Here is a 13,285-nt window from a genome sequence, read left to right as displayed (position 1 = left end):
GGTTCCAGTACAGGGAGTTGCGAAGGACATGGGACTGACCGCGAGGATCCGTACCCGGGACGGATGGGCCGTGTCGCACGCGGTCGTCACCGTGACGGACGCGAGGGGCACGCAGGTGCTGCGCGCCGAGGCGGACGCCGAGGGCGCGGTGCGGGACCTGACGCCGCTGGAGCCGGGGGCGTACACCGTCGTCGTCACGGCGGTCGGATACGTGCCCGCCGCCGCGAGCGCGATCGTCACGGCGAGCGGGCGGGCCGAGGTCGGCACGGTGACGCTGGCCCGGCAGGGCGGGGCGGAGCTGCCGCCGCCGGGGCCGTGGACGATCGACCCGGCGCACTCCGGCGTGGCCGCCGTCGCCCAGCACCTGGGGATCTCCAGCGTGCGTGGCCGGTTCACGGACTTCGCCGGCACGATCGAGATCGCCCCGGACGACATCACCAAGTCCCGGGTCGCGGCGGTCATCCGGGCCGCGACCATCGACACCGGCAACGGCATGCGGGACCAGCATCTGCGCTCCCCCGACTTCCTGGACGTCGAGCGGCACCCGGAGATCGTCTACCGCTCGACGGGCCTCACGGCGGCCGGCGCCGACCGCTGGACCGTGCACGGCGAACTCGCCCTGCACGGCGTCGTCCGCCCGGTCGACCTGGACCTCGCCTACCTCGGCACCGGCCCCGACCCGTGGGGCGGCACCCGCGCCGCGTTCCGCGCGACCACGCAACTGCGGCGCGAGGACTTCGCCATGCACTACAACCAGGTGGTGCAGGCGGGCATCGCCGCCATCGGTACGACGCTGAAGGTGGAGCTGGACGTGCAGGCGGTGCAGGGGGAGTCGCTGCCGGTGGCCTGAGCCGTCCCGTCAGGCCGGGGGCTGTGCGTCCACGAGCCGGCGGGCGAGGTCGCGCAGCTTGATGTTCTCCCGCTGGGAGGCCCGGACCAGGCTGTCGAAGGCCTCCGCCGCGTCCATGTTCATCCGCTCCATCACGATGCCGGTGGCCTGGCCGATCAGGTCACGGGTGCGCATGGCCTCGGTGAGCTGCTCGCGGACGGTCGCGGAGTCCAGGGCGATGCTGACGTGCGCGGTGAACAGGCGGCCGATCCGGGTCGCCACGTCGTCGAAGGCGTGCGGCTTGCGGGCGTAGGCGGTGAGCACGGTCAGGCTGCGCTTGTCGGCCCGCAGCCGCAGCGCCAGCGCCGAACGCAGCCCGAGACCGGCCGGGCCGTCGCCACCCTCCTCGGCCTCGCTGTCGGCGAGCCGGACGACGGGGGCGTTCCACAGCCGCGTCCAGTACGGCGGACGGGCACGGTCGCTCCGCGTGCCCTCGGCGGCGCGGACCAGCTCGTCGCTCCAGGCCGCCGTACGCCGGTGGCCGTCCCGTTCGATCACGGAGATCGCGGCGTACTCGGCGCCCGGCAGCAGCCGCACCGCGAGCCGTACGGCGGTGTTCAGGGTGGTGTCCGGGGTGAGGGTCTCGTGCAGTTGCTGCGCCGCCACCGTCAGGGCTTCGGCCAGCTCGAAACCAGCCGGAAAACGGGGCAAACCAGAAAACTCGGACGCAGTCACCACGAACCTCTTCAGCGAGCGCGGCCAAAAGGCCGTGCGCAGGAGAGCTCCGCAGCACATTCCCGACTGCGAGCACAGGACGGACAGCACTTTATCCGCTCTGTTGCATTCGGGTGACGCCCGGCCGACGGTACTCCTGGCAGGGTCAGCCTCCGCGGACCCCGCTCCCCGTAGGCTGCCGTCCATGGCACCGAACATCGCGACCAACACCCGCGTCTCGCTCGACGAACTCCTGGACTTCGTACGCCCCCGCCATCACGCCCTCCTGATCACCCGCCGCGCCGACGGCAGCCCCCAGGCGTCCCCGCTGACCTGCGGAGTCGACGACTCGGGCCGGATCGTGGTGTCCACCTACCCGGAGCGCGCCAAGACCCGCAACGCCAAGCGGGACCCCCGGGTCAGCGTCCTCGTCCTGAGCGACGACTGGAACGGACCGTGGGTCCAGATCGACGGCACCGCCGAGGTCGTCGACGCCCCCGACTCCGTGGAACCGCTGGTGGAGTACTACCGCAACATCGCCGGGGAGCACCCGGACTGGACGGAGTACCGGCAGGCCATGCTGAAGCAGGGCAAGTCGATCATCCGGGTCACACCGGAGCGGTGGGGGCCGGTGGCCACCGGTGGATTTCCGGCGCGGCTGGTCGAGGGCGACTAGTAGTGCTTCGTTAGGTTCTGGCTCTGCTTCGGGGTGTGGTGAGGGGGCGGCCGCAGGTGGTGCAGGTGCCGGTCCAGCACCTCAGCAGGTCCTGAAGGGCACCAAGGACCTGGTAGAGGGTCAGGCCGGCGCTTGGGCTTTTGGGTCGAGCCGCCTGAGGGTGAGGAAGGCCTGGGCGGCGGTGACGAGGGTGACGTGGTGGTGCCAGCCGCGCCAGGTGCGGCCTTCGAAGTGGTCCAGGCCCAGGCCGTGTTTGAGTTCGCGGTAGTCGTGCTCGATCCGCCAGCGCATCTTGGCCCACCGCACCAGGTCGGCGATCGGAGTGGTGGCGGGCAGGTTGGTCATCCAGTAGCCGGTCGGCTCGTCGGCTTCTTCGGGCCGTTCGACCAGCAGGGTCCGCAGCGGCAGCACACCGTCCCACCGGCTGCGTCCCCCGGCCTGTTCCTGGGCGGTGCGGCAGGCCTCCTTGCCCGAGGGCCGCACCGGAAGCACCGCGAAGTGCGAGGTCATCGCCCCCTTGCTGCCCTGCCTCCAGGTGACCTCCTCGAACACGGCGGTTTCATCAACGAGGCCGGGCAACGGGCAGGGCTTCTCGCGGTAGCGGGGCAGGGTCGGTGGTCCCAGCCCGCCATAAGCCGGCTGATACGGCTCGGCGTCGGCAGGCCGCGCGATCTCCTTCGGGTCGACGGCCATGACGTAGGTCCAGGCGCGTTCCTCCAGTGCGAGCCGGAAGGAGACGCTGCGGCCATAGCCGGCATCGGCCACGATCACCGGCACCGCCAATCCCTGCCCGGCCAGCCGGTCCAACAGGCCCAGAGCCAGGTGCGTCTTGGAGACATGCCCGACCTCCACGGGTATCCCAGCGCGCTGCCGCCGACCATCGTCGTGCGCCCACTCCTGGGGCAGGAACAGCTCCCACTCCAACGGGCACGATGCTGTGTCGGTGGCCGCGTGGACGCTGACCGCGACCTGGCAGTTCGCCCGCTTGCCCAGCGCTCCGCAGTACTGCCGGGCCACCCCGACCGACGCCGTGCCGCACTTGGGAAACGACACATCGTCGACCACCCACACCTCAGGGCGGATCGCCTCGCACAACCGCTGGGCGATCCGCCGCCGCACCGGCAGCGGGTCCCACGGCGACTGGTTCACGAACTGCTGCAGGGCCTGCATGTTGCCGTCCGGCAGCCGCTCGGCCATCGGCTGGATCGACTTCCGCCGGCCGTCCAGCATCAGACCCCGCAGATAACAATCGCCCCACCGCCGCTGATCCCGCCGCGGCAACGACCCCAAGACATCGGCAACGAACTCTGCTAACTCACCGCGGAGCCGTTCCACTTCCCCCAGCTTCACACCACGAAGATGCCCACCACCAGGCGAGATCACTCGACGTAACGAAGCACTACTAGGGCCTGTCCGGCGGATCAGGTCGCAGGAAATCCGCGGTGACTCATCGGCGCAGGTGAGCGGGGTTTGGTGCGCGCAGCTGCAAGGCGGAGGAGGGAGTCGACGCGGAGCGTCGGCGACCGACGACAACGCGGCAGATGGGGGTGCCAAACCCCGCGTCTGCGGCATGATCCGCCGGACAGGCCCTGGTTACCCCCGTTCGACCATCGCCTCGATGCCGGACACCAGCAGGTCCAGGGCGAAGGTGAAGTCCCGGTCCATCATCTCGGCGACCGTGTCGCCGCCACGGGCCGCCATGATGTCCTTGGACTCCTCGATGACCTCGGCGGTCTCAGGGACCTCACTCACCGAGCTCATGGAGTGCTGGAAGTAGTCGTCCGGGGTCATGCCGGTCTCCGCGACGCGGGCGAAGAAGTGGCCCTCGATCGTGCCGTAGCCGTACACGAACTGGAAGACGGCCGAGATGGCACCCGTCACGCGGTGCGGGGGCAGCCCCGTCCTGCGGATCACGCGCTGGACGACCCGGGAGAACGCCAGCGAGTTCGGCCCGATGTTGAGGTACTTCCCCGCGAGCGGCGACAGCCAGGGGTGGCGCACCAGCAGCGCCCGGTACTCGGTGGCGAGCGCCCGCAGCTGGTCGCGCCAGTCCTCGTCGGCGTCCGGGTCGGGCAGCCGCAGCTCGCCGAAGGCGGCGTCGAGGGCGAGTTCGAGGAGGTCGTCCTTGGTGTCGACGTACCAGTAGACGGACATCGCCGTGACGCTCAGCTCGGCCGCCAGCCGCCGCATCGAGAACTTCGCGAGCCCCTCGGCGTCCAGCAGCCGCACGGTCACCTCGGTGATCCGCTCCCGGTCCAGCCCCGACGGCTGCCCACCGCCCCGCCCACTCCGGCGCGCCTTCCCCTCCAGCCACACACTGGCCCGCGGAGCCCGCCCAGCAGCCGCCTTCGCCATCGGCGCACCTTTCCTCGACAAGGGGTTCCCTGCTCACAAGGCTAGGCTGCAACGCCTTTCTGCTCCGCCCGCCTCAACAACCCAGCCGCCACAAGCCCGCCCAGCAGCACAGCAACAGCCCCCACCAACTGACTGGTCTGAAGCCCGGACGAGAACGCCTCAGTAATCTCCCGCCGCTCAACCTCGGACCCCGCCGACGCCAACGCCGCCGGCAACGAACTCGCCGCCACCGGAATCAACGCAGCGAACCGGGAGTTGAGCACAGCCCCCAGCACCGCAACCCCCAACCCGTTGCCGAACTCCGCGAGCGTGCCGTTGATCCCGGCCCCCACCCCCGCCTTCGCGGGCGGAATCGCGCTCATGATGGCGTGCGCCATCGCGGGGTTGGCGATGGCGCACCCCACCCCGATCAGCACCAGCCCGAGCAGCGTCCCGGCATACCCGCCGGAGGCAAGCATCGCGATCGCCACCAGCCCGCCCGACATCAGCACCATCCCGAGCCCGATCGACACCGGCGTACCGAGCCGCACCGTCCACTTCGCCGACAGCCCGGAGAAGTTGAGCACCACCACGACCAGGGCGAGCGGCGCCGTGCGCAGGCCCGCCTCCAGCGGCTCGTATCCGAGCACGAACTGCAGATGCTGCGTCAGCAGGAACAACGCCCCGCCCATACCGAAGGTGATCAGCACCGCACCGGCCACCGCCCCCGTGAACCGCTGGTCCCGGAAGAAGTGCAGATCCAGCATCGGGTACGGAATCCTGCTCTCCCACCAGGCGAACAGCCCGAGTACGACCACCGCGACGCCCCCGCTGACCAGCACCTGCCCGGACGTCCACCCGTGCTCAGGCCCGGAGATGATCGCGAACACCAGCGAGCCCATACCGATCGTGGAGAGCAGCGCGCCGAGCAGGTCGGGCCGGTCGCCCTGCGGGTTCTTCGACTCCGGCACCAGCGCCACCACCGCGACCAGGCCGAGCGCCACGACCGGCAGGTTGATCAGGAAGATCGCGCCCCACCAGAAGTGGTCCAGCATGAACCCGCCGATCAGCGGCCCGGTCGCGAAGCCCAGCGCGTTCACGGCACTCCAGATGCCGATCGCCTTGGGGTGCTCCTCGGGCGCGAAGATCTGCATGGCCACGGCGAGGGTGGTGGTCAGCAGCAGCGCGCCGCCGACGCCCATCCCGGCCCGCGCAGCGATCAACTGCCCGGTGGAGTCGGCGAGTCCGGCCACCAGCGAGCCGATGCCGAACAGCGCCAGACCGGCGATCAGCATCTTCTTGCGGCCGTAGCGGTCGGCGGCGCTGCCCGCGGTGAGCAGCAGGCCCGACTGCACGAGGGAGTAGGCGTTGATCATCCACTGGATGTCGGAGGTGGCCGCGCCCAGCTCCTGGGTGAGGGAGGGGATCGCCACGTTCAGGACGGTGTTGTCCAGCAGCACGGTGAGCTGCGCGAGGCAGATGACACCGAGGATCAGCCAGCGTTGCGGGTGACCGGCGGGGGTCCGCTCCGGGGCCTGCACGTTGGAGGTCGTCGACATGCTGTACACCGTAGAACACTTCCTATACGGCGTACAACGCCGTACAAGAGAATTCCCGCCGTGCGAGCGAGCGCACGGCGGGAAAAGGGTGAGTACGGGACGCGCGGGCGTCAGCTCGTCGTCGGCTGCGTCAGGTCGTAGAACGTGGCCGAACCGACCGTGACCTCCTTGAAGTTCTCCTGGACCCACGAGGTGATCTGGGACGACGTGCCGTCGCTGGAGCCGCCCATGCCGCCACCGCCACCGCCTCCGGCGATGAAGTAGTGGATCCTGCCGTCCGCCACGTACTGCTTGAACTGGGCCAGCGTCGGCGACGGGTCGGTGCCGTTGAAGCCGCCGATCGCCATCACGGCCTCGCCGGTGCCGAGTTGGTAGCTCGCGGCGTTCTGGGCACCGATGGCGGCGGCGGCCCAGGTGTAGTCCCCGGCGTTCTTCTCCAGCAGTTCCTTGGCCTCGTCGGAGACGGAGGCGCCGTTGAGGAGACCGCCGACGCCGCCCATGCCTCCGCCGCGCTCGCCCATCCGGCCGCCGCCGGGGAAGGTGTTGCCCTGCTGGTTCTGGCCGTTCTGGCCGTTCTGGCCCTGCTGGTTCTGGCCGGGGAAGCCTCCGGTGCCGCCGGTCGGGGGCTGGCCCATGCCGCCGCCCTGGCCCTGCTGACCCTGACCCTGCTGGTTCTGACCACCCCCGGCAAGCCGCCCCCACCGGGACCGCCACCCATACCGCCGCCCCCACCGGGACCGCCGCCCCGGCCACCCGCGACCGCCGGACCGGCCGTCACGATCGAGCCGGTGTGACCCTCACCCAGCGTGGTGAGCGCGTACGCGGTCGGACCGGCCAGCCCGGTCACGAAGCTCAACGCCACGACACCAAGGGCGAGTCGGCGCCCGAGCCGGTTCGCGAAGACCAGGCCCAGCGCCGCGACCAGCCCGCCCACCAGCACGAGCCACTTCAGCCAGGGGTAGTAGTCGGAGGAGCGGTTCAGCAGGACGTACCCCCAGGCCGCGGTGGCCGTCGTCGCGGCGGCGAGGGTCAGCGACACCCAGGTCCGGCCCCGCTCCTGCCACAGCAGGGCCGCGCCCATGCCGATCAGCGGGGCGATATAGGGGGCGAGGGCGACGGTGTAGTACTCGTGGAAGATGCCCTGCATGAAGCTGAAGATCACCATGGTGATCAGCAGCGAGCCGCCCCAGAGGAGGAAGGTGGCGCGGGTGGTGTCCGTCCGCTTGAACTTGCGCGTGAGGACAAGGGCCGCCACCAGCAGGATCAGCGCCGCCGGGATCAGCCAGGAGATCTGGCCGCCGATGGTGGAGCCGAACATCCGGTCCCAGCCGGTCTCGCCCCAGCCGCCGCCCCGGCCGCCGCCGACGCTGCCGGTCTCCTCGCCGTTGATCCGGCCGAGGCCGTTGTAGCCGAAGGTCAGCTCCAGGAAGGAGTTGTTCTGCGAGCCGCCGATGTAGGGGCGGGAGGACGCCGGCCACAGCTCGACGATCGCCACCCACCAGCCGCCCGCGACGACCATCGCGAGCCCGGCGAGCAGCACCTGCCCGAGCCGCCTGCGTACGGTCGTCGGTGCGAGGACGACGTAGACCAGGGCGAGCACCGGCAGGATCAGGAACGCCTGGAGCGTCTTGACGAGGAAGGCGAGTCCGACCGCGACTCCGGCCCACACCAGCCACTTGGTCTGCGCCTTGTCGAGCGCGCGCTGAGTGCAGTAGACGGCGGTGGCCATCAGCAGGGCGAGGGCCGCGTCGGGGTTGTTGAAGCGGAACATCAGCGCGGCGACCGGCGTCAGCGCGAAGACCGCCATGGTGAGCAGCCCGGCGGTGGCCGGGAACCGGCGGCGCACGGAGGCGTACAGCACACCCGCCGTCGCCACCGCCATCAGCACCTGCGGGAACAGGATCGCGAAGGAGTTGAGCCCGAAGAGCCGCACCGAGAGGGCCATCGGCCACAGGGAGGCCGGGGGCTTGTCGACGGTGATGGCGTTCGCCGCGTCCAGCGAGCCGAAGAAGAACGCCTTCCACGACTGGCTGCCGGCCTGGACGGCCGCGGAGTAGAAGGAGTTGGCGTATCCGGAGGCGGTGAGGTTGTAGGTGTACAGCGCGCCGATGACGAGGAGCGTGGCGAGGAAGGCCGGGCGCGCCCAGCGGGGGTCCTCGGGCCGGCCGCGCCAGAGCCGTCGTACGAAGGGCTGCCGGGGTTCGTCGGACGCGGGTTCCGTCGGCAGGCCGGCTGCCGGGGGCCGCAGGGTGGTGGTCGTCATCGTCAGTCCCTCGGATCGGTGTCGTTCGGACGCACCGGCTGCAGTCGCAGGGTGGCGTCCCCCCAGGTGGTGTGGTTCGCGGCGGCACCGGCGCGGAACTGGTACGGGCTGTACGGCTCGGCGGTGTACGGCTCGCTGGTGTACGTCGGTACGGGGGCGGGCTCCGGATCGCGCCGTTCCGGGAAGACCCACGCCCGGAAGAGCAGGAACCGCAGCACCGTCGCCGCGAGGTTGGCGGCGATCAGCACGGCCAGCTCGGTGGAGTGGCCGGGGCTGGTCGTCGCGGTGTTCAGGGCGGCGAGCGAGCCGCTGGTGAGGGCGAGGCCGATGCCGAAGACGACCAGGCCCTGCGCCTGGTGCCGGACGACCCCGCCGCGGCCGCGCACCCCGAAGGTGAGCCGGCGATTGGCGGCCGTGTTGGCGATCGCGGAGACGAGCAGGGCGAGCGCGTTGGCGACCTGGGAGCCGGTGAAGCCGCGGAAGACTGTGTAGAGCAGCAGGTAGAAGAGGGTGGACAGGGCGCCGACGACACAGAAGCCGAGCAGCTGCCGGGCCAGTCCCTTGGGTACGTCGGTCAGCTCGCGGTCCCGCGGATCGTCACCGAACGGCCGTGCGAGCCGGTCCAGTGGTAGCGAACCGGTGGCCAGGGCCCTGCCCACCCGCCACACGCCCCTGAGGTCCTCGGTCGCCGTCCTGACGATGTGCACCGTCGAGTCGGGGTCGTCGACCCAGTCGACCGGCACCTCGTGGATCCGCAGTCCCGCCCGCTCGGCGAGCACCAGCATCTCGGTGTCGAAGAACCAGCCGGAGTCCTCGACGAGCGGCAGCAGCACCTGGGCCACATCACGCCGGATCGCCTTGAAGCCGCACTGGGCGTCGGAGAAGCGGGCCTGGAGCGAGCCGCGCAGGATGAGGTTGTAGGAGCGGGAGATGAACTCCCGCTTGGCGCCGCGCACGACCCTGCTGCTGTGGCTGAGCCGGGAGCCGATCGCCAGGTCCGAGTGGCCCGAGATCAGCGGCGCCACCAAGGGCAGCAGCGCGTTGAGGTCGGTCGACAGGTCGACGTCCATGTAGGCGAGGATCGGGGCGTCGGAGGCCGACCAGACGGTGCGCAGCGCGCGGCCGCGGCCCTTCTGCTCCAGCCGGAAGGCCCGGACCTCCGCCAGCCGCGCCTCCAGCCGCGCGGACACCTGCGGGGTGGTGTCGGTCGACGCGTTGTCCGCGATGGTGATGCGGAACGGGTACGGGAAGGTCCGCGTCAGGTGCTCGTGCAGCCGGAGCACACACGGCTGGAGGTCCTTCTCCTCGTTGTAGACGGGAATCACTACGTCCAGGACAGGCGTACCGGCGTCTCCGGCCGGGAGGTGCTCCCGCGCCGGCAGGGTGCCGGGAGAAGAGTCGGTTCGCATGCGAACGACTCTTGTCAAACCCCCTGTTGTGCCGGTGTGGTGGCGCTGTGGTGTGCCTGTGAGTGCGGTTGCCAGTTCATTTCGGGAGCCGGCAGCGGGGCGAGCGCGGGCAGATGCACCGTGAACACGGTCCGCCCGGGCACGCTGTCCACGGTCACCGCACCGCCGTGCGCGGCCGCGACGGCCTGCACGATGGCGAGCCCCAGGCCGGTCGAGCCGGTCGAACGGGAGCGGGCCGAGTCGCCGCGCGCGAACCGTTCGAAGACGTGCGGGAGCAGTTCGGGCGGGATGCCCTGCCCGTCGTCCTGGACGTCCACGCACAGCCAGTGCCCGTTCTTGCGGACGCGTGCGGTGACCGTCGTACCGGGGGGTGTGTGCGTACGGGCGTTGGCGAGCAGATTGACGAGGACCTGTTGGAGGCGGGCCGCGTCGGCGGACACCAGGGCCGGCTCGTCGGGCAGCTCCAGCCGCCAGTTGTGGTCCCTTCCGGCCGCGCGGGCGTCGCTGACGGTGTCCACGACGAGCGGTACGAGGTCGGTCTGCTCGAACTGCAGCGGGCGCCCCGCGTCGAGGCGGGCGAGCAGCAGCAGGTCCTCGACGAGCAGGGTCATCCGGCCCGCCTCGGACTCGATCCGCCCCAGCGCGTGCCGGGTGTCGGGCCCGACCTGTTCCCTGCCGCGCCTGGTCAGCTCGGCGTACCCGCGGATGGAGGCGAGCGGTGTCCGCAGCTCGTGGCTGGCGTCCGCGACGAACTGCCGTACCCGCGTCTCGCTCCGCTGCCGGGCGTGCAGCGCGCCGTGCACATGGTCGAGCATGCGGTTGAGCGCGGCGCCGACCTGGCCGACCTCCGTGCGCGGGTCGGTCTCGGACTCGGGAACGCGTTCGCTGAGGTTGACTTCGCCGGTGTGCAGGGGGAGTTCGGAGACCCGGGTGGCGGTGGCGGCCACCTTGCGCAGGGGGCGCAGGGCCACGCCGACGATGGCGGCGCCGGCCAGCAGGGCCGCGACGAGGCCGGCGGCGGTGACACTGACCTCGACGATGATCAGGGTGCTGATCGTGTTGGTGACGGTGTCGGTGGGCAGCGCGACGAGGGCGTTGCCCCGGTCGCCGGTCATGTACGTGACGCGGTACTCGCCCAGGCCCGGGACGTCGACGGTGTGGATGCCGCTGGTGGGCACGTCGGCCAGCGCGGCCGTCTGGGCGGCGGTGAGCTCGACGGCCTTCATCCGCTCGAAGCCGCCGCTCGTGGAGGACTCCTCCTGGGCGACGACCGCCCTGGTGATCGTGCCGTCGTCACTCACGACGGCGGCGACGGTGTCGGCCTGCGTCGGGCCCTTGGTGACGAAGTTGTCCAGCCGCTGGTCCGTCGTCTCGGACACCGGCGATCCGCCCGGGTCGCCCAGCCCCCGCTCGCCGCCGTCCGGCTGCACCAACCCGACCGGAGGGCCCGCCGCGCGCCGGGCGGCGTCGGTGACCTGCCCGTCCAGCTGGTCGTACAGATGCGAGCGCAGCGCCACCGTCGTCACCGTGCCGATCACCGCGCAGACCACCGCGATGAGCGTCACCGCGGAGACGACGAGTCGCGTCCGCAGGGTGCGCGGCTGTGCCGCTCGCCGCCGCTGCGTACGCGGCTGTCGTCGCCGGGTCATGACGCGGCGGGCTTGATCAGGTAACCGGCCCCGCGCCGGGTGTGGATCATCGGCTCCCGCCCTGCGTCGATCTTCCGTCGCAGGTACGAGATGTACAGCTCGACGACGTTGGCCTGCCCGCCGAAGTCGTACGACCACACGCGGTCCAGGATCTGCGCCTTGCTGAGCACGCGCCGCGGATTGCGCATGAGGAAGCGCAGCAGCTCGAACTCGGTGGCGGTGAGGTGGATGTTGTCGCCGGCCCGCGTCACCTCGTGGCTGTCCTCGTCGAGGGTGAGGTCCCCGACGACGAGCACGGAGTCGGACCGCCGGTCGGCGGCGCCGGACCGCCGGATGAGCCCGCGCAGCCGCGCGACGACCTCCTCCAGGGAGAACGGCTTGGTGACGTAGTCGTCCCCACCGGCGGTGAGCCCGGCGATGCGGTCCTCGACGGCGTCCTTGGCGGTGAGGAACAGCACCGGCACATCCGGCAGCTCCCGCCGCAGCCGGCCGAGCACGGCCAGCCCGTCCATGTCCGGCAGCATCATGTCGAGTACGACGGCGTCGGGCCGGAACTCGCGCGCGGTCTGGACGGCACCCTGGCCGTCCCCCGCGCTGCGTATCTGCCAGCCCTCGTAACGCAGGGCCATGGACAGCAGCTCGGTGATGGACAGCTCGTCGTCCACTACAAGCACCCGGACGGGGCTCCCGTCCGGCCTCAGCAGTTCGGTGCGCCCCTGGGGCGAGGTCGTGGTCATGGCGGACACCTTGTCGTCCGCCTCTGAGAGCCCCCTTTCGACTACCTGTGATTTGCCTGAGAAATCCACAGGGACCTGACAGGCGACGCCTGGGAATCCCTCACGGGGGTGTCTCGTGGACGACGGGGTGGGGGCACGGTCGGGGTGCCGTGGGCACGGTCGGGGTGCCGTGGGCACGGTCGGGGTGCCGTGGGCACGTCAGAACAACCCGTCCTGTGAAGCCCCCACCTCCCGGAACTCCCGCAGGGGGAAGGAGAGGCGACCCCTTCGGACCCCATGCCCCCCTTGGCCCGCGTGCGAGGACACCAACTCCCACCCGCTCATGAGCCGCGTATCCAGCACCACGACGCGCCCGCCGACGTCGAGATGCAGATCGGGCCCGGCGGCAGCGACCAGCTCACCGCTCACCTCCCCACCGGCGACCAGCTCACTCACCTCCCCCACGGCGTCCGGCACGCCCGCCGGCCCGAACGCCCCCACATGATCGACGGGCCGGAGGGGCAGCCGCGCCAGCGACTCCGGCCACCCGGGAAGGGCGGTGGCGCGCCGGTGCAGCTCCTCGATCTCGGCCGCCCGCTCGGCCTCCGTCCCGGGCAAGTGGGCCCGCACGACCCGCTTGGCCGCGTACGGAATCCGATCCGGCACCCGCAGGGCGGCCCGCGCCATCTCCTCGGCCCGCCGCGCGGCCATCAACGGCCCCACCCCCAGCCAGCTGAAACAGACGGCCCCCTGCTCCAGCAACCGAGCCTCCCCCCGCTCGACGGCAGTGATCCCGACCTTCACCATCCCGGGCCCGAACCACGCCAGATACACGCGATAGGCCCGTGGATCGTCCGGCACCGCGTCGGCGGCAACGGAGTGCGCCCGATCCAACCGCGCACACTCCTCGCACCGCGCCCCGATGCTCCGCCCCGGCACGACGGCCCCGACGGGACACACATGGCCCCGCGCTCCCACACACGCCCGCACCCCTCCTTCCGCGACCCCGAAGCTCACCCACTTCCCCCACGCCAGCGCACTGCGCCGCCCGCCACTCCACTCGAGCACGGGACCACTGCCCGCCCACCGCAGTCCCGAGCACTTCCACACCTGTGCCATCGACTCCGAGCGTAGGC

The 13,285-nt window shown here is 71.2% G+C and carries 10 protein-coding genes and 1 pseudogene; 2 read left to right on the top strand and 9 right to left on the bottom strand.

Annotated features, from left to right (window positions below):
* The first annotated feature begins 28 nt into the window (after positions 1–28).
* Positions 29–850, top strand: coding sequence for a YceI family protein (locus I2W78_RS19945; RefSeq protein WP_196461645.1), 822 nt, complete (start codon positions 29–31; stop codon positions 848–850).
* Positions 851–859: 9 nt separating this feature from the next.
* Here the strand turns inward: I2W78_RS19945 and I2W78_RS19940 are convergent, their stop codons facing one another.
* Positions 860–1,540, bottom strand: coding sequence for a GAF and ANTAR domain-containing protein (locus tag I2W78_RS19940; RefSeq protein ID WP_230885516.1), 681 nt, complete (start codon positions 1,538–1,540; stop codon positions 860–862).
* Positions 1,541–1,748: 208 nt separating this feature from the next.
* Between I2W78_RS19940 and I2W78_RS19935 the strand changes: the two genes are divergently transcribed.
* A complete protein-coding gene (locus I2W78_RS19935; protein WP_196461644.1) occupies positions 1,749–2,219 on the top strand; it encodes a PPOX class F420-dependent oxidoreductase in 471 nt (156 codons plus the stop codon).
* 120 nt (positions 2,220–2,339) lie between these two features.
* Here the strand turns inward: I2W78_RS19935 and I2W78_RS19930 are convergent, their stop codons facing one another.
* The 8 genes and pseudogenes from I2W78_RS19930 to I2W78_RS19895 form a co-directional block, all read right to left on the bottom strand.
* On the bottom strand, positions 2,340–3,569 hold the full coding sequence (locus I2W78_RS19930) for an IS701 family transposase (protein WP_196461643.1): 1,230 nt from the start codon (positions 3,567–3,569) through the stop codon (positions 2,340–2,342).
* A 243-nt stretch (positions 3,570–3,812) separates the two neighbouring features.
* Entirely contained in the window at positions 3,813–4,574 is a 762-nt protein-coding gene (locus I2W78_RS19925; RefSeq protein WP_196461642.1) for a TetR/AcrR family transcriptional regulator, read from the bottom strand.
* A 41-nt stretch (positions 4,575–4,615) separates the two neighbouring features.
* Positions 4,616–6,112, bottom strand: a complete 1,497-nt coding sequence (locus I2W78_RS19920; protein WP_196461641.1) for an MFS transporter — start codon at positions 6,110–6,112, stop codon at positions 4,616–4,618.
* A gap of 110 nt (positions 6,113–6,222) precedes the next feature.
* A pseudogene (locus I2W78_RS19915) lies at positions 6,223–8,375 on the bottom strand (ArnT family glycosyltransferase).
* A gap of 2 nt (positions 8,376–8,377) precedes the next feature.
* Positions 8,378–9,784, bottom strand: coding sequence for a bifunctional glycosyltransferase family 2/GtrA family protein (locus tag I2W78_RS19910; RefSeq protein WP_196461640.1), 1,407 nt, complete (start codon positions 9,782–9,784; stop codon positions 8,378–8,380).
* 14 nt (positions 9,785–9,798) lie between these two features.
* Positions 9,799–11,433: a sensor histidine kinase gene (locus I2W78_RS19905; protein ID WP_196461639.1), complete on the bottom strand. Its 1,635-nt coding sequence runs from the start codon at positions 11,431–11,433 to the stop codon at positions 9,799–9,801.
* Positions 11,430–12,170, bottom strand: a complete 741-nt coding sequence (locus tag I2W78_RS19900) for a response regulator transcription factor (RefSeq protein WP_196461638.1) — start codon at positions 12,168–12,170, stop codon at positions 11,430–11,432. The genes I2W78_RS19905 and I2W78_RS19900 overlap by 4 nt, the downstream gene beginning before the upstream one ends.
* 198 nt (positions 12,171–12,368) lie before the next feature.
* Positions 12,369–13,268, bottom strand: a complete 900-nt coding sequence (locus tag I2W78_RS19895; RefSeq protein ID WP_196461637.1) for a DUF2797 domain-containing protein — start codon at positions 13,266–13,268, stop codon at positions 12,369–12,371.
* Positions 13,269–13,285: the final 17 nt, after the last annotated feature.

It is taken from the genome of Streptomyces spinoverrucosus (genome assembly GCF_015712165.1).
Classification (GTDB): domain Bacteria; phylum Actinomycetota; class Actinomycetes; order Streptomycetales; family Streptomycetaceae; genus Streptomyces; species Streptomyces spinoverrucosus_A.
This window is presented reverse-complemented; position numbering and strand designations above follow the sequence as displayed.

What these genes read in the sequence shown, in the direction of transcription:
- I2W78_RS19945 (WP_196461645.1), top strand. Translation starts at nt 29, where the DNA reads ATGGGACTGACCGCGAGGATCCGTACCCGGGACGGATGGGCCGTGTCG.
- I2W78_RS19935 (WP_196461644.1), top strand. Translation starts at nt 1,749, where the DNA reads ATGGCACCGAACATCGCGACCAACACCCGCGTCTCGCTCGACGAACTC.
- I2W78_RS19925 (WP_196461642.1), bottom strand. Translation starts at nt 4,574, where the DNA reads ATGGCGAAGGCGGCTGCTGGGCGGGCTCCGCGGGCCAGTGTGTGGCTG.
- I2W78_RS19920 (WP_196461641.1), bottom strand. Translation starts at nt 6,112, where the DNA reads ATGTCGACGACCTCCAACGTGCAGGCCCCGGAGCGGACCCCCGCCGGT.
- I2W78_RS19910 (WP_196461640.1), bottom strand. Translation starts at nt 9,784, where the DNA reads ATGCGAACCGACTCTTCTCCCGGCACCCTGCCGGCGCGGGAGCACCTC.
- I2W78_RS19905 (WP_196461639.1), bottom strand. Translation starts at nt 11,433, where the DNA reads ATGACCCGGCGACGACAGCCGCGTACGCAGCGGCGGCGAGCGGCACAG.
- I2W78_RS19900 (WP_196461638.1), bottom strand. Translation starts at nt 12,170, where the DNA reads ATGACCACGACCTCGCCCCAGGGGCGCACCGAACTGCTGAGGCCGGAC.
- I2W78_RS19895 (WP_196461637.1), bottom strand. Translation starts at nt 13,268, where the DNA reads ATGGCACAGGTGTGGAAGTGCTCGGGACTGCGGTGGGCGGGCAGTGGT.